At 74.8% G+C, this 19,540-nt stretch carries 22 protein-coding genes; 13 read left to right on the forward strand and 9 right to left on the reverse strand.

The features are described 5' to 3' along the window. The first annotated feature begins 231 nt into the window (after window positions 1–231). Window positions 232–1,071, forward strand: coding sequence for a TIGR02452 family protein (locus tag ACFZP7_RS30355; RefSeq protein WP_385637109.1), 840 nt, complete (start codon window positions 232–234; stop codon window positions 1,069–1,071). On the opposite strand, the gene ACFZP7_RS30360 is transcribed toward ACFZP7_RS30355, so the two are convergent. Beyond that, a complete protein-coding gene (locus tag ACFZP7_RS30360; RefSeq protein WP_127440616.1) occupies window positions 1,056–1,511 on the reverse strand; it encodes a type II toxin-antitoxin system PemK/MazF family toxin in 456 nt (151 codons plus the stop codon). The genes ACFZP7_RS30355 and ACFZP7_RS30360 overlap by 16 nt on opposite strands. 287 nt (window positions 1,512–1,798) lie before the next feature. Between ACFZP7_RS30360 and ACFZP7_RS30365 the strand changes: the two genes are divergently transcribed. Together ACFZP7_RS30365 and ACFZP7_RS30370 are read left to right on the forward strand one after the other, a co-directional pair. Beyond that, window positions 1,799–2,689, forward strand: coding sequence for an NAD(P)-dependent oxidoreductase (locus tag ACFZP7_RS30365; protein ID WP_031015993.1), 891 nt, complete (start codon window positions 1,799–1,801; stop codon window positions 2,687–2,689). Window positions 2,690–2,815: 126 nt separating this feature from the next. Further along, window positions 2,816–3,241 carry a PPOX class F420-dependent oxidoreductase gene (locus ACFZP7_RS30370; RefSeq protein ID WP_019330456.1) on the forward strand — a complete coding sequence of 142 codons (426 nt, stop codon included), beginning with the start codon at window positions 2,816–2,818 and terminating at the stop codon, window positions 3,239–3,241. 80 nt (window positions 3,242–3,321) lie between these two features. On the opposite strand, the gene ACFZP7_RS30375 is transcribed toward ACFZP7_RS30370, so the two are convergent. Beyond that, window positions 3,322–3,969, reverse strand: coding sequence for a LysE family translocator (locus ACFZP7_RS30375; protein WP_062133406.1), 648 nt, complete (start codon window positions 3,967–3,969; stop codon window positions 3,322–3,324). 165 nt (window positions 3,970–4,134) lie between these two features. On the opposite strand from ACFZP7_RS30375, the gene ACFZP7_RS30380 reads away from it, so the two are divergent. Further along, on the forward strand, window positions 4,135–4,563 hold the full coding sequence (locus tag ACFZP7_RS30380; protein WP_030978021.1) for a VOC family protein: 429 nt from the start codon (window positions 4,135–4,137) through the stop codon (window positions 4,561–4,563). A 2-nt stretch (window positions 4,564–4,565) separates the two neighbouring features. On the opposite strand, the gene ACFZP7_RS30385 is transcribed toward ACFZP7_RS30380, so the two are convergent. Together ACFZP7_RS30385 and ACFZP7_RS30390 are read right to left on the reverse strand one after the other, a co-directional pair. Next, complete coding sequence (locus ACFZP7_RS30385) at window positions 4,566–5,837, reverse strand: MFS transporter (RefSeq protein ID WP_385637112.1); 1,272 nt, start codon at window positions 5,835–5,837, stop codon at window positions 4,566–4,568. An 82-nt stretch (window positions 5,838–5,919) separates the two neighbouring features. After that, entirely contained in the window at window positions 5,920–6,798 is an 879-nt protein-coding gene (locus ACFZP7_RS30390; RefSeq protein WP_385637115.1) for an alpha/beta fold hydrolase, read from the reverse strand. Window positions 6,799–6,974: 176 nt separating this feature from the next. On the opposite strand from ACFZP7_RS30390, the gene ACFZP7_RS30395 reads away from it, so the two are divergent. The 5 genes from ACFZP7_RS30395 to ACFZP7_RS30415 are packed head-to-tail and all read left to right on the forward strand — an operon-like array spanning window position 6,975 to window position 11,314. Beyond that, entirely contained in the window at window positions 6,975–8,945 is a 1,971-nt protein-coding gene (locus ACFZP7_RS30395) for a BTAD domain-containing putative transcriptional regulator (RefSeq protein WP_385637117.1), read from the forward strand. 57 nt (window positions 8,946–9,002) lie between these two features. Further along, window positions 9,003–9,446: a PPC domain-containing DNA-binding protein gene (locus ACFZP7_RS30400; RefSeq protein ID WP_019330463.1), complete on the forward strand. Its 444-nt coding sequence runs from the start codon at window positions 9,003–9,005 to the stop codon at window positions 9,444–9,446. Then, on the forward strand, window positions 9,443–9,868 hold the full coding sequence (locus tag ACFZP7_RS30405) for a CBS domain-containing protein (RefSeq protein WP_086876660.1): 426 nt from the start codon (window positions 9,443–9,445) through the stop codon (window positions 9,866–9,868). Before ACFZP7_RS30400 ends, ACFZP7_RS30405 begins: the two co-directional genes overlap by 4 nt. Window positions 9,869–9,899: 31 nt before the next feature. Next, entirely contained in the window at window positions 9,900–10,244 is a 345-nt protein-coding gene (locus ACFZP7_RS30410; RefSeq protein WP_385637120.1) for a DUF6343 family protein, read from the forward strand. Between the two features lie 38 nt (window positions 10,245–10,282). Continuing rightward, on the forward strand, window positions 10,283–11,314 hold the full coding sequence (locus ACFZP7_RS30415) for an RNA polymerase sigma factor RpoD/SigA (protein WP_220671812.1): 1,032 nt from the start codon (window positions 10,283–10,285) through the stop codon (window positions 11,312–11,314). A 66-nt stretch (window positions 11,315–11,380) separates the two neighbouring features. On the opposite strand, the gene ACFZP7_RS30420 is transcribed toward ACFZP7_RS30415, so the two are convergent. Together ACFZP7_RS30420 and ACFZP7_RS30425 are read right to left on the reverse strand one after the other, a co-directional pair. Further along, window positions 11,381–12,808, reverse strand: a complete 1,428-nt coding sequence (locus ACFZP7_RS30420) for an FAD-dependent oxidoreductase (protein WP_031015982.1) — start codon at window positions 12,806–12,808, stop codon at window positions 11,381–11,383. An 18-nt stretch (window positions 12,809–12,826) separates the two neighbouring features. After that, the gene (locus ACFZP7_RS30425) at window positions 12,827–14,083 is read right to left on the reverse strand and encodes a polysaccharide pyruvyl transferase family protein (RefSeq protein ID WP_385637123.1); all 1,257 of its coding nucleotides are present in this window, start codon (window positions 14,081–14,083) and stop codon (window positions 12,827–12,829) included. Window positions 14,084–14,266: 183 nt separating this feature from the next. On the opposite strand from ACFZP7_RS30425, the gene ACFZP7_RS30430 reads away from it, so the two are divergent. Continuing rightward, complete coding sequence (locus ACFZP7_RS30430) at window positions 14,267–15,232, forward strand: TerC family protein (protein ID WP_385637126.1); 966 nt, start codon at window positions 14,267–14,269, stop codon at window positions 15,230–15,232. Between the two features lie 37 nt (window positions 15,233–15,269). Here ACFZP7_RS30430 and ACFZP7_RS30435 read toward each other — a convergent pair whose 3' ends face one another. Then, the gene (locus tag ACFZP7_RS30435; protein WP_031015978.1) at window positions 15,270–15,473 is read right to left on the reverse strand and encodes a hypothetical protein; all 204 of its coding nucleotides are present in this window, start codon (window positions 15,471–15,473) and stop codon (window positions 15,270–15,272) included. A gap of 159 nt (window positions 15,474–15,632) precedes the next feature. Here ACFZP7_RS30435 and ACFZP7_RS30440 point away from each other — a divergent pair, with 159 nt between their 5' ends. Next, window positions 15,633–16,538 carry a LysR family transcriptional regulator gene (locus ACFZP7_RS30440; RefSeq protein ID WP_031015977.1) on the forward strand — a complete coding sequence of 302 codons (906 nt, stop codon included), beginning with the start codon at window positions 15,633–15,635 and terminating at the stop codon, window positions 16,536–16,538. A gap of 54 nt (window positions 16,539–16,592) precedes the next feature. Here the strand turns inward: ACFZP7_RS30440 and ACFZP7_RS30445 are convergent, their stop codons facing one another. Continuing rightward, window positions 16,593–17,156 (reverse strand): NAD(P)H-dependent oxidoreductase, encoded by a 564-nt coding sequence (locus ACFZP7_RS30445; protein WP_031015976.1) that lies wholly within the window; start codon window positions 17,154–17,156, stop codon window positions 16,593–16,595. Window positions 17,157–17,306: 150 nt separating this feature from the next. Between ACFZP7_RS30445 and ACFZP7_RS30450 the strand changes: the two genes are divergently transcribed. Together ACFZP7_RS30450 and ACFZP7_RS30455 are read left to right on the forward strand one after the other, a co-directional pair. After that, window positions 17,307–17,975: a TetR/AcrR family transcriptional regulator gene (locus tag ACFZP7_RS30450; protein WP_019327642.1), complete on the forward strand. Its 669-nt coding sequence runs from the start codon at window positions 17,307–17,309 to the stop codon at window positions 17,973–17,975. Window positions 17,976–18,077: 102 nt separating this feature from the next. Next, on the forward strand, window positions 18,078–19,115 hold the full coding sequence (locus ACFZP7_RS30455; RefSeq protein WP_078911838.1) for a LacI family DNA-binding transcriptional regulator: 1,038 nt from the start codon (window positions 18,078–18,080) through the stop codon (window positions 19,113–19,115). A gap of 7 nt (window positions 19,116–19,122) precedes the next feature. On the opposite strand, the gene trxA is transcribed toward ACFZP7_RS30455, so the two are convergent. After that, a complete protein-coding gene (gene trxA / locus ACFZP7_RS30460) occupies window positions 19,123–19,536 on the reverse strand; it encodes a thioredoxin (RefSeq protein ID WP_030975597.1) in 414 nt (137 codons plus the stop codon). Window positions 19,537–19,540 lie beyond the last annotated feature (4 nt).

Raw genomic sequence — 19,540 nt, forward strand, 5'->3', positions numbered from 1 at the left:
TCGGCACACTCGTCCCACCCAAGACCCTCGTGCGGCTCCGCACAAGGGTGCACAGCGGGACATTCCGGCTCGGAAATCTCCGCGACCCGTCCGTTTCCGGGGGCTTTCCCCGTCGTTCCCCGGCCGGGAAACTCCGTTGCACCGCAGCACCAGCATCACCCAGGATCACCACATGAGCACGACGGGGGAGACCGCGCGGCGCGCGGTCGTGGCGGCCACGGGGGTGTCGCCATGAGCGCGCGCCTGCGGGACATCGCGCAGCGGACCGAGCAGATCGTCACGGCCGGGACCTACCGCACGACCGGCGGACGCGAGGTGTCCGTGGCGGACGCGGTCGCCCGGGCGCGCGAGGGGACCCGGATGTACGGGCCCGAGCCCGTGGAGCCGGGCCCGGTGCGCACCGTCCGCACGGTCTTCGAGGTGACCGGCGAGAGCAGCCTGGAGGCCGCCCGCAGGCTCGGCGGCGAGGTCGCCGTGCTCAACTTCGCCTCCGCACGCAATCCGGGAGGCGGCTACCTGAACGGCGCGCAGGCCCAGGAGGAGGCCCTGTGCCGGGCCTCGGCGCTGTACACCTGCCTGCTGAGGGCGCGCGAGTTCTACGACCATCACCGCGCCCACCGGGACCCGTTCTACACGGACCGCGTCATCCACTCACCGGCCGTCCCCGTCTTCCGCGACGACCGCGGCGGCCTGCTCGAGGAGCCGTACACGGCGGGCTTCCTCACCTCCGCCGCGCCGAACGCGGGCGTGGTCCTGCGCACCGCCCCCGAGCGCGCCGCCGAACTACCGGCCGCCCTGACGGCACGCGCCGAGCGGGTGCTGGAGACGGCCGCCGCCCACGGGTACCGGCGGCTGGTGCTGGGGGCCTGGGGCTGCGGCGTGTTCCGCAACGACCCCGCCCAGGTCGCGGGCGCGTTCCGGACGCTGCTCGGGCCCGGCGGGCGCTTCTCGGCGGCCTTCGACCGGGTGGCCTTCGGCATCCTGGACCGCACCCCGGGCGGCACGGTGCGCCAGGCGTTCGCGCGCGCCTTCCCCGAGGGCGCGGACCGCCCCGGTCAGCTCCAGCCGTAGCGCTCCCGCAGCCGCCGCCGCACGAGGTCGAACCGCATCCGGTCCAGCGCGCACGCCTCGCGGCGCATCCCGGCGTCGTACAGCCGCAGCACCCGGTCGACGTCGACCCAGGAGTCCCGCCCGGACCGGTCCCACGGCCCGCTGCCGATCGGCACCCATTCCCGGTCCCGGTCGTGCCGCTTGCTGGACAACTGCACGGCGAGCAGCGTGCCGGCCGGTTCCCGGGCGACGACGAGCACCGGCCGGTCCTTGCCCCGCCCGTCGTTCTCCTCGTAGGGCACCCAGGTCCAGACGATCTCGCCGGGATCGGGGTCGCCGTCGTGCGCGGGGGAGTACTCGGTCCGCACCGGGCCCACCTCCCGGGGATCGGCCTCGGTCGTGGCGAAGGGCCCGTGGCGGCCGGGGACGGCGTCGTCCGTGTCGTCGATGAAGGAGCTCACGGCCGTACCGTACGGGACGCGCGCCGGGCGGCCCCGGAGTGCGTGCCGGGGGTGCCGGGCACCCGGCCGGTGATCATGGGTGCGGGTGCGGGTGCGGGTGCGGGTGCGGGTGCGGGTGCGGTCGGCGGGCCGGCTCCGTTCGCCGACGCGGCGTCCCGAGCCGCCCCCCCCCGCCGGGTGCGTGGGTGGCCGGACCGGCGCCGCCGCCGGCCGGATGGCAGGCTGATCACCGGGTGCCGCACCGCCGGCCCCGGCCACCGACCGTACGAAGACAGAAGGCCGACGTCATGACCGACCAGCTCACCGTGAGCGTCCTGGGCACCGGCATCATGGGTGCCGCGATGGCCCGCAACCTCCTGCGCGCCGGACACACCGTGCGCGTCTGGAACCGCAGCCGGGACAAGGCCGAGCCGCTGGCCGCCGACGGCGCGCACGTCGCCGGCGGCGCCGAGGAGGCGGTGCGGGGCGCCGACGCCGTGCTCACCATGCTGTACGACGGTCCGGCCGTCCTCGACGTCATGCGGCAGGCCGCCCCCGGGCTGCGGCCCGGCACCGCGTGGGTGCAGTCCACCACGGCAGGCGTCGACGCGGTCGCCGACCTGGCGGCCTTCGCCGACGAGCACGGCCTGGTCTTCTTCGACGCGCCCGTCCTGGGCACCCGGCAGCCCGCCGAGGCCGGGCGACTGCTGGTGCTGGCCGCCGGTCCGGCCGACGCCCGGGACGCCGTCGCGCCCGTGTTCGACGCCGTCGGCTCGCGCACGGTGTGGACCGGCGAGGACGCCGCGGCGGGCAGCGCCACCCGGCTGAAGCTGGTGGCCAACAGCTGGGTGCTGGCCGCCACCAACGCGGCCGGCGAGGTCCTGGCGCTCGCCAAGGCGCTCGGCGTCGACCCGGACGGCTTCTTCGACGCCATCGCCGACGGGCCGCTCGACATGGGGTACCTGCGCGCCAAGGCGGGCATGATCCGGGACGACGCGCTGACCCCCGCCCAGTTCGCCGTCGACACCGCGGTGAAGGACGCGCGGCTCATCGTGGAGGCCGGTGAGGCCAACGGCGTCCGCCTGGACCTGGCCGCCGCGGGCGCCGAACGACTGGCGCGGGCCGCGGCGCTGGGGCACGGCGAGGAGGACATGGCGGCGGCCTACTTCGCCAGTTTCGAGGAGAAGGCGTCCGGGTGACCCCGCCCGGGTACCGGCTCCCGCCCGCCGGGTAACGGTGACCGTGCCCGGGGTACCGGTGACGGTGCGCGAGAAGCGGAACGCCGACGTAGCCTCGGCACAGACCAAGATCCAAGGAGGCGCCCCATGTCCAAACCCCCGCTGCCGCCCGAGGCCGTAGAACTGCTGCGCCGCCCCAATCCCTGTGTGATGGCCACCGTCCGTTCCGACGGCGCGCCGGTCTCCACGGCCACCTGGTACCTGTGGGAGGACGACGGCCGGGTCCTGATCAACTTCGACGCCGGCCGGGTGCGCCTGAAGCACGTGCGCCGCGACCCGCGGGTGACCCTCACCGTCCTGGCGGGCGACGATTGGTACACCCACGTCACCCTGATCGGCCGCGTCACCGACATCCGCGACGACGAGGACCTCTCCGGCATCGACCGCCTCTCCCGGCAGTACACGGGCAAGCCCTACCCGGACCGCGAACGGCCCCGGGTCAGCGCCTGGGTCGAGGTCGAACGCTGGCACGGCTGGGGAGCCATGAAGGACAGCGACCAGGCGTCCACCTGAGCGACGGCCGCGAGACCCGCGTCCGCCGGTGCACGCGCACGCCGCGAACCGATACGGACGCGGGGGCCGGGCCCGGGCGCCTAGTCCTTCCGCCCGGTCACGGCCACGGTGACGCCGAGGCCGATCATCGCCAGACCGCCCGCCCCGCCGACCGCGGACAGCCGGCGCGGCGACCGCGCGAACCAGTCCCGCGCGGTCGCCGCGAGCAGCCCCCACACGCTGTCGCAGGCCAGCGCGATGGCGTTGAAGACCAGCCCCAGCACGAGCATCTGCACGACGACGCCGCCCCGGTCCCGGTCGGCGAACTGCGGCAGCACCGCGGCGAAGAACACGATGGTCTTCGGATTGGTCACCCCGACGGCGAAGCCCTGCCGGAAGGTGCGCCACCGCTCCCGGTCCCCCTCCGCCGCGGCGCCACCCGCGAACTCCGCCCCCGGGCGACCGCGTTCCCGCCACGCCCTGACCCCCAGGTGCACCAAGTAGGCGGCACCCGCCAGCTTGAGCGCCGTGAAGACGACGGCCGACCGTTCCACGACCGACCCGACACCCAGGGCGACCGCGACGACCAGCAGGTACGCGCCGAGCGTGTTGCCGGCCACCGTGGTCAGCGCGGCGCGGCGGCCCCGCGAGAGCGCCCTGCCGACCACGAACAGCACACTCGGGCCCGGGACCACGACGATCACGAGCGACAGCGCGGCGAAGGCGAGGAGACGGTCGGGGGACACCATGGCGCCATGCAAGCACGGGCCCGGCGCGGCGCACCACGGGATATACCGCCGGCCGTCGACACCCGGCGCGCGTTTCGTCTAGCATCCACGGCGCGGCATCGCGTGTCGGTCACCGTCCGGGTGAGGCATGGAGGCGCCGCGGAGATGCCCGTGGAGGCATTGACCGTGTCAGTCGAGTTCAACCACACCATCGTTCTCTCCCGCAGCCGGGAGGAGTCCGCCCACTTCCTGGCCGACGTCCTGGGGCTGGAGGTCGGCGAGCCCGCCGGGATGTTCCTCCCCGTGACGACCGCCAACGGCGTCACCCTCGATTTCGCCACCGTCGACATCGACATCCCCACGCAGCACTACGCGTTCCTCGTCTCCGAGGACGAGTTCGACGCGATCCTCGCCCGCCTCGTGGCGGGCGGCGTGCCCATCCAGGCCGACCCCCACGGCAGGCACCCGCGCCGCATCAACCGCAACGACGGCGGCCGGGGCGTGTACTTCAGCGACCCGTCGGGACACGGCATGGAGGCGTTCACCCGCCCCTACGGCAGCGACCCCGCCTCGCCGCTCAACGGCGTCACCGAGGACGTCCCCGGCGCCCGCTGACCTCAGCGGCCCCCGGTGGACACCGCCCGGGCGTGACCGTGCGCATGCCCGCGCCACGGCAACAGCAGCGGGGTCGCCAGCAGGAGGACCCCCGCGAGCGCCACCGCCGTACGCGTACCGGTCACGCCCGCCACCAGGCCCCACACCGCGGTCAGAGCCGCGGTCGTCAGCTTCCCGCTGACCGTCCAGGCGGACAGGGCGCGCGTCACCCTGTCCGCCGGCGTCAGCTCCAGCCGCCGCGTCGCCAGCACCGTGTTGAACACGGCCACCGAGGTGATCAGCCCCAGCTCGACGGACATGACGAGCACCAGCCCCGCGCCGCCAGGGCGGACGAAGGCCAGCCCGAGGGGCCAGCACACGCGCAGCGTCCCGCCGACGACCAGCACCCGGTGCGTCCCGAAGCGCGCCACGAGCGGGCGGGCCAGCCGGGAACCGATCAGCCCGCCGACGCACGGCACCGCGAAGGCGAGACCGTACTGCCAGGGCGCGAAGCCCAGTTCGCCCAGCATGAGGACGGCGAGCAGCGGCGCGGTCGCCATGACGAGGGCGTTCACCACGACCGTGTTGAGGAACAGCGGTCGCAGGTCCGGGGAGGTGAGGAGGTACCGCCAGCCTGTCGACAGGCCGCCCGCTCGCGGCCCGGCCGGACCGGTGCGCACGGGGCGCGGCTCGTCCGTACCGACGGCGCGGACGCCCAGCGCCGACAGCAGGTGGCTCACCGCGTCGACGGCGACCGTCACCACCGGGCCGAAGAGCCCGATCGCCGCCCCGCCGACCGGCGGCCCGAGCATGGTCGCCGTCCAGGTCGTCGCCTCCATCCGACCGTTCGCGGTCAGCAGGTCCCCCGGGGGGACCAGAGCCTTCAGACAGGAGCCCGCCGCCGCCCGGAAGGTGATGTCCGCGGCGGACATCACCACCGACACCACCAGCAGCTGGGCGAAGGTGAGCCGCCCGAACGCGTAGGCCACCGGCACGCTCAGCAGCACCGCGCACCGCACCAGATCGGTGGCGATCATGACCGGCCGCTTGCGCCGGAACTCCACCCACGGCCCCAGCGGTACCGCCACCACCGCGCCCACCGCGAGCCCCGCCGCCGCCAGCGCGGCCACCCGCCCCGGACCGGCGTGCAGCACCACGACGGCGATCAGCGGGAAGGCGTCGAACGCCAGCCGCGTGCCGAAGGTGCTCACGGCGTACGCGCCCCACAGCCATCGGAAGGGCCGCCCCAGCGACCTGCCGCTCTTCACCACGTCCGACTCCGACACGCCCGCCATCCAAGCGAGCGCGGGTCACGCGGATCAAACAACGGTCCGGGGGCCCCGTACAACCCGTCGTTGTACGGGGCCGTGCCGGGGCCTACCGGGCGAGCAGCTTCCGCAGCGCCCCGGTGACCTCGGCGGGCGCCTCCTCCGCCATGAAGTGGCCGCAACCGACCGTCTCGTGGCTCAGGTCCGGGGCCCAGGCCCGCCACAGCGCGGCGGCGTCGTAGCCGAGGGCCGCGCCCCAGTCCTGCTGGAGCACGGCCACCGGCATCCGCAGCCGGTTGCCGCCGTCGCGGTCGACCCGGTCGTGAACGACGTCGATGCCGGCCGAGGCCCGGTAGTCGGCCACGATCGACGGCACCGCCGCCCGGGACGCCTCCAGGTAGGCGGCGCGGACGTCGGCCGGCAGGGCGTCCGGGTCCCGCGTCCACACGTCGAGGAAGTGACCGAAGAACGCGTCCGGCGCGGCCCCGATCAGCTGCTCCGGCAGCCCGGGCGGCTGTGCCATCAGGTACAGGTGGAAGCCCACCGCCGCCGAGGTGCCGTGCAGCACGTCCCACATGTCCAGGGTCGGCAGCACGTCCAGCGCGGCCAGGTGCGTCACCGCGTCCGGGTGGTCGAGCCCGGCCCGCACCGCCACCAGCGCCCCCCGGTCGTGCCCGGCCAGCGCGAACCGCTCGTGCCCGAGCGCACGGGCGAGGGCGACGACGTCGGCGGCCATCGTCCGCTTGGCGTAGGCGGTGCCGTCGGGATCGGCCGGCTTGTCGCTGGCGCCGTAGCCGCGCAGGTCGGGGCAGATCACCGTGTGGTCGGCCGCGAGGTCGGCGGCGACGTGCCGCCACATCAGATGGGTCTGCGGGAAACCGTGCAGCAGCACCACGGGGCTGCCGGAGCCGCCGACGGCCACGTTCAGGGCGACGCCGTCGGCGACCGTCACGCGGTCGTAGGTGAAGTCGGGGATCGTCGGTGCCATGGCTGCTCCGTGCCTCTCGTCGCACGCCGTGCCTGTTCCACGTCGTGCTGGTCGCTGCGTCGAGCCTCCCGGCCGCCGATCAGCAACCGATCAGCACGGGCCCGGACACGCGTACCGTGGTGGCGGCGGCCGGGTACCTGCGGCGGCGGTGCGGAACGGAGCGGAGCGGACGGAACATGGAAGCGGTCACGTTCGGCGTGCTCGGACCGGTCACCGCCGAGCGCGCCGGTGATGCCCTCGCACTCAAGGGCCCCAGGCACCGCGCGGTGCTGGCCCGGCTGATCCTGGCCCGGCGGCGCGTCGTCCCGCTCGACCGCCTCGTCCGGGACCTGTGGGACGAACCGCCGCCCCGGGCCGTGGGCGCGGTGCGCACCTTCGTCGGGGATCTGCGCCGCGCCCTGGAACCCGACCGCCCGCCGCGCGCCCCGGCCCGGCTGCTCGTCACCGAGGGCCCCGGGTACGCCCTGCGCGCGGCCCCGGACGACGTGGACGCGTGGCGTTTCGAGGCGGCCGTCGCCGAGGCCGACCGGCTGCCGGCCGCGCAGGCGCCGGACCGCCTCCGGGCCGCCCTGGCGCAGTGGCGGGGACCGGCGTACGCCGAGTTCGCGGGGGAGGAGTGGACCCGCGGGGAACGCTCCCGCCTCACCGAACTGCGGCTGCGCGCCGTCGAACGCCGGGCGGAGATCCTGGTGGACCTCGGCCGGGCCGCCGAGGCGGTCCCCGACCTCGACGCGCATCTGACCGAGCACCCGTGGCGCGAGGAGGCGTGGCGGCTGCTCGCCCTGGCGCTGTACCGGACCGGACGCCAGGCGGACGCCCTCGCCGTGCTGCGCCGGGCCCGCGACCTGCTCGCCCGGCACCTCGGCGTCGACCCCGGCCCCGGGCTGCGCCGACTGGAGGCCCGTGTCCTCGCCCAGGACCCGGACCTGGACCCGCCCGGCGAACCGGCCGAGGCGGCCGCCCGACTGTGGGTCCGCGCCACCGAGGCGTACGACCGCGCGGTCGCCGCCGGTTCCCACGCCCGCCTGGAGTCCACGGTCGGCCTGCTGCGGGGCCTCGCGGTCACCGGAGGCGGCGGCCTCCAGGCGGCGAGCCGGCAGCGCGTGGCGGCGATCGCGGCGGCCGAGGAGACGGGCGACGCGGAGCTGACGGCCCGGGTGATCGGCTCCTACGACGTGCCCGCCAACTGGACCCGCAGCGACGACCCGGTACTGGCCCGGCAGGTCGTCGCGGCGGCCGAGCGCACCCTCGCGGCCCTGCCGGACGGGCCCGCCGCCGCCCCGGCACGCTGCCGCCTGCTGGCCACCGTCGCCGTCGAGTCCCGCGGTGTCAGGTCCCCGCGCGGGCCACGGGCGGCCGCCGAGGCCGAACGCCTCGCCCGGGGCCTCGACGACCCGGCCCTGCTCGCCTTCGCCCTCAACGGCGCCTTCATGCAGTCCTGCACCGCCGCGGGAACGGCCCCGCGCCGCGACGCGATCGGCGCCGAACTCGTCGAGCTGTCCGCCCGGCACGGCATGGTCAACCACGCGGTCCTCGGTCACCTGATCCGGCTCCAGGCACGCTCGGCCCTCGCCGACCTGGCCGGCGCCGACGAGCACGCCGACGCCGTGGACCTGATCGCCGCACGGCACGAACGGCCGTTGGCGGGCGTCTTCACCGCGTGGTACCGGGCGCTGCGCCTCGCCGTCACCGGCGGGCCGTACGACCGCGCCGAAGCCGCCTTCCGGTCCGCCGCGGCGCTGCTGGAGGGCGCGGGCATGCCCGGCCTGGAACGCGGACTGCTGCCCCTCGCCCTGCTGGGCCTGCGGCTGTCCCGCGGCCGGCCGGCCGACGTGGACCCGCGCGCCGACTGGGGCCCGTACCGGCCCTGGGCGGAACCGTTCGCCCTCCTCGCCGACGGGCGTCGCACCGACGCCCGCACGGCCCTGCGGTCCCTCGCCGAGCCGCCGCCCGACCTGCTGTACGAGGCCCTGTGCTGCGCCGAGGCCGCGCTCGCCCTGGCACTCGGCGACCGCACGGCCCTGGAGCGGACCTACGAACGGCTGCTGCCCGCCGCCGGCGAGATCGCGGGCGCGGGCAGCGGTCTGCTCACCTTCGGGCCGGTCGACACCTGGCTCGCCGGGCTCCGCCGGGCACTCGACGGGTGAGCCTCCCGCGCCCGCCGCGCCGGGGTTGCCCCGGCCTCCGCCGGGTACCCGGCGGGCATGCAGTGGCAGCAGGTGCAGGACGGCCCGTCCGAGGTGTACGTGGTGGTGCTCGAACCCGGTGAGGACGCGGTCGCCGAACTGACCGCGTTCGCCCGCGACCGGTCCCTCGGGGCCTCCCAGGTGACCGCCGTGGGCGCCTTCTCGGAGGCGGTCGTCGGCTGGTTCGACCGGCGGGCGAAGGACTACCGCGACATCCCGGTGGAGGAGCAGTGCGAGGTGCTGTCCCTGATCGGGGACATCGCCGTCGCCGACGACGGACCCACACCGCACCTGCACGCCGTACTGGGCCTGTCCGACGGCTCCACCCGCGGCGGCCACCTGCTGTCCGGACGGGTCTGGCCGACGCTCGAGGTCGTCGTCCGGGACAGCCCGGCGGAACTGGCCAAGACCCACCGCCCGGAGATCGGACTGGCCCTGATCGACCTGGAGGCCCGACCATGACACGGCGCGTACGAGACGTGATGTCACCCGCTCCGGTCGCCGTCGAACCCATGACCACCGTGTCGCGGGCGGCCCGGCTGATGCGCGAGGAGGACGTCGGCGACGTCCTGGTGACCTACGACTGCGACCTGTTCGGCGTGCTCACCGACCGGGACATCGTGCTCCGGGGCGTCGCCGACGGGCGCGACCCCGACGCGACCACGGTCGGCTCGGTGTGCACGCCCCCGCCCGTGGTCACCCTCGGGCCGGACGAGACGACCGACCGCGCCGCCGAGCTGATGCGGCACCACGCCGTCCGGCGGATCCCGGTCGTCGACCACGGCGGCGTGCCGGTCGGCGTGGTCTCGCTCGGTGACCTCGCCGCCGCCGACGACCCGCACTCGGCCCTGGCGGACATCAGCAGGGCCGAGCCCGGCCACTGACTCACCGGACCGGTCACGCAGGAGGCACGGCATGAACGACCCGCGTCGTCCCCACGGGGCCACGGACTCCGTCTCCCGGGCGCGGCCCGGCGCGTTCGGCCGCCGCCGCCCGCGCACCGGCACCGAACCGGTCACGGCACAGAGCCCGCTCGGGCTCCGTCTGGTGCTGTCCGCCGTCTTCCTGCCGCTGTTCCTGGCCGGCGCCGCGTACTTCGGGGTGTGGGCCGCCGACGCGGACCCCGGGGACAGTCCCGGACGGGGCGGCCTGGTCGTCCTCGCCGTCGTGTGCGCGGCCCTCGCCCTGCTGGCGGTGGCGGACCTGATGGTCGTCCTGCGCAGGATGCGGCAGGCCCGCACCGGGACGGCCCCGCACTGACCCCGAGCACCCGAGGAGGGGACGGAGGAGGAAGCGACATGGCCCCCCGCGACACGGCCCGCCCGGCACGAACGGCCGCGGCCCCCACCGAGGACCGCCGCGCCCCCGCCCGCACCGCACGGCTGCGCAGCCGCATCCCCGAACCCGACGAGGAACCCGACCTGCTCGGCCAGTACCTGGCCCAGATCGGCGCCACCCCGCTGCTGACCGCCGAGGAGGAGGTGCGGCTGGCGAAGCGCATCGAGGCCGGGGTCCGGGCCCGGGAGGAGCTGGAGTGCGCCGACACCGGCGAACCCGCCCCGACGCCCGGGCGGCGCCGCGCGCTGGAGGCGACCGTCCACGACGGCCGGGCCGCCAAGGACCACATGGTGCGGGCCAATCTGCGGCTCGTGGTCTCGATGGCCAAGCGGCACGCCCACCGCGGCCTGCCCCTGCTCGACGTCATCCAGGAGGGCAACCTGGGTCTCATCCGGGCGGTCGAGAAGTTCGACCACACCAAGGGGTTCAAGTTCTCCACGTACGCCACCTGGTGGATCCGCCAGGCCATCGAACGGGGTCTGGCCACGCACGCGCGTACGGTGCGGCTGCCCGTGCACGTCGTGGAGCAGCTGCAGAAGCTCGCCAAGGTCGAGCGGCGGCTCCGGGCGGCCCTCGACCGCGAACCGACCGCCGAGGAGGTGGCCGCCGAGAGCGGCATCGACGGGGACAAGGTGGTCTGGCTGCGCCGCGTCGGACGGGACGCCGTCAGCCTGGACACCCCGGTCGACGAGACCGGCGAGACCGTCGTCGGCGACCTCATCCCGGACACCGAGGTGCTCCAGGCCCCCGAGGTCGCCGAGTTCCAGGCGCTCGCGGCGGAGCTGCGGGAGGCCGTCGGCACCCTCGCGCCCCGCGAGGCGATGATCCTCAGCCTGCGCTACGGACTGCACGACGGCCGCCCGCGCACCCTGCACCAGGTGGCCCAGCACGTGGGCCTGACCCGGGAACGCGTCCGCCAGCTGGAGAAGGCGTCCCTGGACCACCTGCGCGCCCCCGAGACCCGGGACCGCCTGCTGGACTGGGCGGGCTGACGGACTCTTCTCCGAGCCGGCTGACGGACGGCGGGCCGACGGGCGCGCCGGCCGAGGCGCGGGCCGTCAGGTCCGAAGCCGCGCCCCCTGACGCAGCAGCTCGTGCTGGACCATGCGGTAGGGCAGGCCGCGCGGCCCGCGCCCGTGCCGGACGGTCAGCGCCGCGCACACCCCGGCCGCCTGGCCGGTCGCCATCGCGATCGGCATCACCCGGTACGACGAGTGCGCCACGTGCGTCCCCGAGATGCAGCGCCCGGCCACCAGCAGCCGCTCCGTGCCCCGGGGGACCAGACAGCGCAGCGGGATGTCGTAGAAGCTGCCCCGCGGGACCCGCTTGAGGACGGTGCCCGAGCCGCGCGGGTTGTGGATGTCGACCGGGTAGGCGCCGTGCGCGATCACGTCCGGGAAGGTGCGCGCGGCCAGGATGTCGTGGCCGGTCAGCTGGTAGTCGCCGAGGACCCGCCGGCTCTCCCGCACGCCGATGTGGGTGCCGCTCTGCACCACGTACGACTCCTCGAAGCCGGGCACGCGGGTGCGCAGGAAGCGGTCGATCTGGGCCAGCTGGCGCCGGGCCGTGTACTCGGCGCGGGTGAGGTCCCAGACACTGGTGCCCAGCACCCGGTTGACCCGGGTGCTGTTGACGGCGACCTCGCGCGGGTGCGGGGTGGCGAAGAACAGGATGTCCTCGCGCGGCAGCCGCAGCTCTCCGGCCGCCCTGGCCTCCTCGATGAGGTCCCACAGGCCGTGCACACCGCGCCACTGGTCGGGGTGGTCGCGGACGTAGTCGGCGAAGTCCGGGCGGGAGAAGTCGGCGACGCGGAACATCAGCGTCATCGGCTGCGCCAGCCCGTCCTCGGGCCGGCCGATCTCGAACGGCGCCCCGCAGGAGGCCGCCACGTCGCCGTCGCCCGTGCCGTCCACGACCACCCCGGCGTCGATCACCACCGGCCCCGACTTGGTCTCGAACACCACCCGCCAGCCGGAACCGTCGTCCAGCGGCAGCGCCCCGGAGGCGAACGCGTGGAAGAGCATCCGCACCCCCGACTCGTCCATCATCTCCAGCAGGGAGAACTTGAACAACTCCGGGTCGAAGGGGACCGTGTACCCGGTCTTCGGGGAGGGCGGAAGGCAGCCGCCCCGGCCCATCAGCCGGTCGAGCAGCTGCCACAGCACGCCCGCGACGACCGGCTCGCCCTCCCCGTGGTCGGTGGGCAGCAGCCGCGAGGTGTCCCCGGCCTCGGTGAACGCCGCCTGCTTGTGCTCGTTGTGGAACGACATCAGCGGCATCACCAGGGCGACGGTCGCGTTGCCGCCGAGGAACCCGTACCGCTCCGCCAGCACCACGTCGGCCCCGGTGTCGGCGGCGCCGATCGCGGCGGCGAACCCGGCGGGGCCGCCGCCCACCACGAGGACGTCGCACCGGCCCCCGTGCCGGGCGGGCCGCGGCGGCAGGGTGACCTCACGGGGCTCGCGGGGCTCTTCCAGGACCGGCATCGCTCTCCTCGGGGTGGGTCAGGCGTGCAGCGGGCGCGGCTCGGCGGAGTACGGCGCCTGCCCGGCCGCCCGGGCGCCCGCCGCGTCGTCCGGCCCGTCGCTCCGGGCGGCGCCCGCCCCGGTGGTCGCGCCGATGGCGTCGAGCACGACGCCGCAGCGCACGCAGGTCTCCCGGGCGGCGGCGGACAGTTCCCGCATCCGGGACCGCAGGTCGTCCCGGCGCTGCGGGTACTCGTCCCACATCCGGTCCACCTCCGCCAGCAGCAGCCCGGCCTGCTCCCGCGCTACGCCCACCAGCGCCGGCGCGCCGAGCCGGCGCGCGAAGTCGAAGACCTTGCCGGAGTAGGGCAGCGGCAGCACCGGCACCCCGCTGAGCGCCGCGAAGATCACGAAGTGCAGCCGCATGCCGACGGCCACGTCCAGGTGGCGCATGAAGCCGAGGACCTGTCCCGGGCTGTAGTCGCCGTGCAGGATCCGGCCCTTGTCCGGCGCCGTCATGTGGGACAGCACGGCGTGCGCGTGCCGTACGTCGTGCCGTTCCATCGGCAGGAACACCACGTGCGCGTCCAGCCGTCGCACCAGGAAGTCGGCGACGTCGGCGAGCAGCGCGTGGTAGTCGCCCTCGTCCAGCTTCTCGGCGGCCCGGCCCGGTTCGCGCACCGACATCCCCACCAGCCGGGCGCCCGAGGGGATGCCCTCGTCGCGCATCATCGCCTCGGTGAACGCCTCCGGACCGAGCAGCAGGGCCGGGTCCGCGGTGACCGTGACCTCGCGCTCCAGGCCCACCTCCTCCAGCACCAGCCGGGACTCCTCGTCCCGCACCACGACGTCGTCCATGTCGGCCAGCACGGTGCGCACCGCGTCCCGGTCCTCGCTGTCCGTCAGGGGCCCGGCGCCGACGGCGTACGCGAAGGTCGGCACGGACCGGGTCTGCGCGGCGCGCACCAGCCGCAGATAGCGCCGCGCCTCGCCGTCGTAGAGGATTCCGCCGCCGCCCAGCACCAGCAGGTCCAGGCCGGGCAGCACGTCCAGGACGTGGTTGCGGCTGACGCCCTCCCAGGGCACGACCTCGTCGGCGTCGGGGTGATGGGCGCGGGTGTGTTCCGCGTCGCGGCTCAGGACGACCAGGCGGGCGTCCGGCCGCTGGGCGCGCAGACAGCTCAGGACGCAGGTCAGGATCGCCTCGTCCCCGATGTTGAAGCCGCCGTAGGAGCCGAGCACGCCGATGCGCGGTGCCGGCAGGGCGTGGGGCGGATGCGAGGGGGCAGTGGTCATCCGGGGCTCCTGTCAGGTCGGAGGGGGTCGGCCCGCCGGCCGCGGTGCGCCGACCACGCGGATCGGGCACGGTGCCGGGTTGCCTGCGCCGCCCGGCGGAAACACCCTGTCGAAGAACCCGTTCGCGGTCCCTTCCCCGCCCCGTCCCCCCACTCCGTCCCCCCCACCGCACCAGGAGCACCAGTGAACGTTTCGCTCACGGTCTGGCTGCTGACCGTCGCGGGCCTGTGCGTCCTCGTCGCGGCCGACTTCTTCATCGGCCGCAAGCCGCACGACGTGTCGATCCGCGAGGCGGGGATCTGGACGGCCGTCTGGGTGGTCCTGGCCTGCCTGTTCGGCGTGGGGCTGTGGGTGGCCGGAGGCGGCGACCCGGCGGGGGAGTTCTTCGCCGGCTACATCACCGAGAAGTCGCTCAGCGTCGACAACCTCTTCGTCTTCGTCCTGATCATGGCCAAGTTCGCGGTGCCCTCGCAGTACCAGCAGCGGGTCCTGATGGTCGGCGTCCTGGTGGCCCTGGTGCTGCGCGCCGCCTTCATCGCGGCCGGCGCCGCGATCATCTCGGCCTTCTCCTGGGTCTTCTACATCTTCGGCGCCTTCCTGATCTGGACCGCCTGGAAGCTCGTCCAGGACGCCCGCAAGGGCGGGCACGACGAGGAGTACGAGGAGAACAAGCTGCTGAAGTCGATCGAGCGCCGTTTCGGGGTCGCCGACCGCTACCACGGCACCAAGCTGTGGATCGAGGAGAACGGCAAGCGCGTCATGACCCCGATGCTGGTGGTGATGCTCGCGATCGGCTCGACCGACGTCCTGTTCGCCCTGGACTCCATCCCCGCGATCTACGGGCTGACCCAGGACCCGTACATCGTGTTCACGGCCAACGCGTTCGCCCTGATGGGCCTGCGGCAGCTGTACTTCCTCATCGGCGGCCTGCTCGAGAAGCTGGTCCACCTCTCGTACGGTCTGTCGGTCATCCTCGGCTTCATCGGCGTCAAGCTGGTGCTGCACGCCCTGCACGAGTCCGGGGTCCACGTCCCGGAGATCGGCATCCCCTTCTCCCTCGGCTTCATCGTGCTCGTCCTCGCGGTCACCACGGTGACCAGTCTGGTGGCCGCGAGGAGGCAGGCGGAGCGGGAGCGGCGGCAGGGGTGAGCCGCCCGCCGGGGCCGGTGACCCGGCGGGCGCGCCGTCAGCAGCCCGCCGGGGTGGGCCTGCCGCGCGAGACGACGCGGGTGCCGCCGCCGTCGACGACGCGGGCCTGGAGCGAACCGCAGGCGCACCGGGTCCACAGGGTGCCGCCCGCCGCGGTGGGATGCGCGGACAGCACCTGGAACGGCTCGGCACCGTCGGGCCACCCGCAGTGCGGGCAGGCGGCACCGGTCGTGCTGGACATGGCTTCTCCTCGTGCTTCGGGGGCGTGGTACGTCGGTGGTACGCGCGGGACGGCCGGTGCGCGGCGCCCGGGCGTCTCCCGTGGCACTCACAGGGTGCGGCCCCGGGTCCGTTCACGTCCAGGTTGACTTTACGGACCTCACCGTGAAGCGTGCGCTTCATGATTGACCTGCGTAGGCTGCACGTCCTCAGGGCCGTCTCCCACTACGGCACGGTCACCGCGGCGGCCCGCGCCCTGCACTTCACGCCGTCCGCCGCCTCCCAGCAGATCCGGCAGCTGGCCCGTGATCTGGGCGTCGACCTGCTGGAGCCGCAGGGCAGGGGGGTGCGGCTCACCCCGGCCGCCGAGAGCCTGCTGGCGCACGCCGACGCCATCGCGGCCCGCTGGGACGAGGCCGAGCTGGAGTTGCGGGCGGGGGAGGGGGAGCCGGCCGGCCCGCTGCGGGTGGCGGGGTTCCCGGTGGCCGTCGCGGTCCTGCTCGCCCCGATGGCGGCGCGGCTGCGGTCGCGGTATCCGCGGGTGTCGGTGCGCGTCCGTGAGGTGGAGGTGGTGGAGAGCTTCGACCTGCTCTTCGAGGGGGAGGCCGATCTGGCGGTCGTGGAGGCGACACCGTCCAGCCCGCCGGCGTCCGACGCGCGCTTCGACCAGCGGCCGCTGCTGGACGAACCGTTCGATCTGGTGGTCCCCGAGGGGCATCCGCTGGCCGGGCGGGACGGAGCCGACCTCGCGGACGTGGCGCGCGAGCCGTGGATCGCCCCGCTGCCGGAGAGCCCCTGCCGGACGCACGTGATGTCGGCGTGCGGTGCCGCCGGGTTCACCCCGGACGTGGTCCACCACGCCGTGGACTGGAACGTGACCGCCCATCTGATCGCCCACGGGCTCGGCGTCGCCCTGATACCGAGGCTGGCCCGGCTGACCCCGCACCTGCCCATCGTGCGGGTGCCCTGCGCCGGCCGGCCGCACCGCAAGCTGCTGACCTGCACACGCAGCGGCGGCCACCGGCGCCCGGCGGTGGCGGTGGCGCTGGAGGAACTGCGCTCGCTGGCCGCGGCGGCGGTGGCCTGACACACGTCGGGACCGGAGCCGCGCGGCTCCGGTCCCGTGGGCGTGGTGCAGCCGTCAGGCGGCGACGGCCTCGTCGGCGTGGCCGTGCAGGCGGGCGACGACCTCGGTCAGCTGGGCGGCGACCTCGGCGTCGTCGGCCGGGTGGACCTCGGCGAAGCGGGTCACCGAACCGGGGATGGACAGCTTGATGTCCTCGATCACCTTGCCGCCGGCGATGCCCACGGCCTTGCGGGTGTCGTCCTGCGCCCACACGCCGCCGTACTGGCCGAAGGCGGTGCCGACCACGGCGCTGGGCTTGCCGGAGATGGCGCCCGCGCCGAACGGACGGGACAGCCAGTCGATGGCGTTCTTCAGGACGGCCGGGATGGTGCCGTTGTACTCCGGCGAGAAGAACAGGAAGGCGTCGGCGGCCTGGGCGGCCTCGCGCAGCTTCACGGCGGCGGCCGGGACGCTGCCCTCGACGTCGATGTCCTCGTTGTAGAAGGGGATGTCGGCCAGCCCCTCGAACAGCTGTACCTCGGCGCCCTCCGGGGCGAACTTGGCGGCCGCCTCGGCGAGCTGGCGGTTGTGCGAACCGGCGCGAAGGCTGCCGACGAGCGCAAGGATGCGGACAGACATGAAGAACTCCCACTGACGAAGCGCAGGCGCTGCGGGGACAGACGCTGCTGGAAACACTGCCGTTACGAATCCGGACCGGGGTCCGTTTAATTTCTAACATCCTAAGCGGACCGCGGTCCAGTTTTCTTCCCGATGCTTTACGCTGGTTTCATGTCCGCCGCCCTGCCGCCCTTCCCGAAACCCGAGGAGACCGTCGGTCCGCCCGAGCTGCTGCGGCTCGGCACGGGATTCGAGGAGGACGAGCCCTGCCTGCGCGCCGACGCCGCGCGCAACCGGGCCCGACTGCTGGAGGCCGCCGCCCGGCTGGTCGCCGAGCACGGAGCGGCCGCCGTCACGATGGAGGCGGTGGCGGCGGCCGCCTCGGTGGGCAAGGGCACGGTCTTCCGCCGCTTCGGCGACCGCACCGGCCTGCTCATGGCCCTCCTCGACCACTCCGAGAAGAAGTTCCAGGCCGCTCTCCTGAGCGGACCCCCGCCCCTGGGGCCCGGGGCCCCGCCCGTCGAGCGGCTGCGCGCCTTCGGCTGCGCGATGCTGCGCCGCTCCGTCGACGAACTGGAGCTGCAGCTCGCCGCCGAGCCCAGCGCGGAACGCCGGTACACCTCCCCGCCGCGCCGCTTCCTGCGCGGCCACGTGGCGCTGCTGCTGCGGCAGGCGGCCCCGGACGCGGACAGCGAACTGCTCTCCCACACCCTGCTGGCCTACCTCGACGCCGCCCTGGTCCACCACCTCACCGCGCAGTGCGGGGTCCCCCCGGAGCGGCTGCGGGACGGCTGGCTGGACCTGGTCGCACGGGTGACCCGCACCGAGTGCCCGGCCTGACGGACGGTCAACATCCGTCCACCGCCCGGGACTTCGTCCGATCCGGACGGTGCCGACCCGCCCGGATCCCCGCCCGCGGCCTCTGCCAAGATGCCGTACGTCATGGTGCAGATACCGAACCCGCCGTCCGCCCCCGAGCCCTCCGCACCGCGCTCCGTCCCCACGAGCGCCGATGTGGCCCGCCTGGCGGGCGTCTCGCGCGCGACCGTCTCGTACGTCCTCAACAACGCCGGCGCCGTCCGGATCAGCGAGCCCACCCGCCGGCGCGTCCACGACGCCGCCCGGGAGCTGGGCTACGTCCCGCACGCCGCGGCCCGCTCGCTGCGCGCCGGGCACAGCCGCACCGTGCTGATGCCGGCGCCGTCCTTCCCGGCCGGCCCGCTCTACAGCGGCTTCCTCAGCGAACTCCAGTGGGCCCTCGGCCGCCTCGACTACACCGTGGTGCAGTACGGCAGCGTCGGTCTGCACGGCGACGAGGCGGCCCGCGCCTGGGCCGAACTGCGGCCGGTCGCCGTCCTGGTGCCCGGCCGGGGCCCGGGGCCGCGCGGCGTGGAGATCCTCAAACGCTCGGGTGCCCGCGCGGTCGTCACGCTGGGCCCCGAGGCCGTGGAGGGCGCGCACGCCCTGCTCATGGACCACGCCGTCGTCGGACACCGCGCGGTCCGTCACCTCGTCGAGCGCGGACGCCGCAGGATCGGCGTCGTCATGCCCGCGGAGGACGGCCTGGAGTTCTTCTCGGCGCCGCGCCTGGCCGGGGCGCGGGACGCCGTGCGCGGCACCGACGCCACCGTGACCGAACTGCCCCTCGCCCACGAGGAACGCGCCGCCGCCCGGCTGGCCGACCGCTGGGACTCACTCGGTCTCGACGCCGTGTTCGCGTACAACGACGAGTACGCGATGCTGCTCATGCGCGCGCTGCAGGACGCGGGCGTCCGCGTCCCGGGCGACACCGCCCTGATCGGTGCCGACGACCTGATGCTCGGGCGCCTGCTGCGGCCCCGGCTGAGCACCGTCCACCTGGAACTGCCCTCCGGCCGCGACCTGGCGGCACTGGTCGACCGCGCGGTCCACGACCCCGGCGCCGCGCCCGAGCGACGCGAGGTGCTGGGCGCGACGGTGGTGCACCGGGAGTCGAGCTGAGCGGGCCCTACTGACCGCCCTGACCCTGTCCGTCCTGACCGGTCGGGCCGCCGGCCTGGGCCTGCTGCTGGGCGACCGCCTTGCGGACCTCGTCCATGTCCAGGTTCCGGGCCTGCCCGATGACGTCGGTCAGGGCCTCCTCGGGCAGCGCGCCGGGCTGCGCGAACACGGCCACCTGGTCCCGGACGATCATCAGCGTGGGGATCGACTGGATGCCGAAGGCCTGGGCCAGCTCCGGCTGCGCCTCGGTGTCCACCTTGCCGAAGACGAGGTCGGGGTTGGCCTCGGCGGCCTTCTCGTAGACCGGCGCGAACTGACGGCACGGACCGCACCACGACGCCCAGAAGTCGATCAGGACGAACTCGTTGTCCGTGACCGTCTGGTCGAAGTTCTCCTTGGTGAGCTCCACGGTGCTGCTCATGGTG

Source organism: Streptomyces sp. SudanB5_2050 (assembly GCF_964272335.1).
In the GTDB taxonomy this organism is placed as follows: domain Bacteria; phylum Actinomycetota; class Actinomycetes; order Streptomycetales; family Streptomycetaceae; genus Streptomyces; species Streptomyces rochei.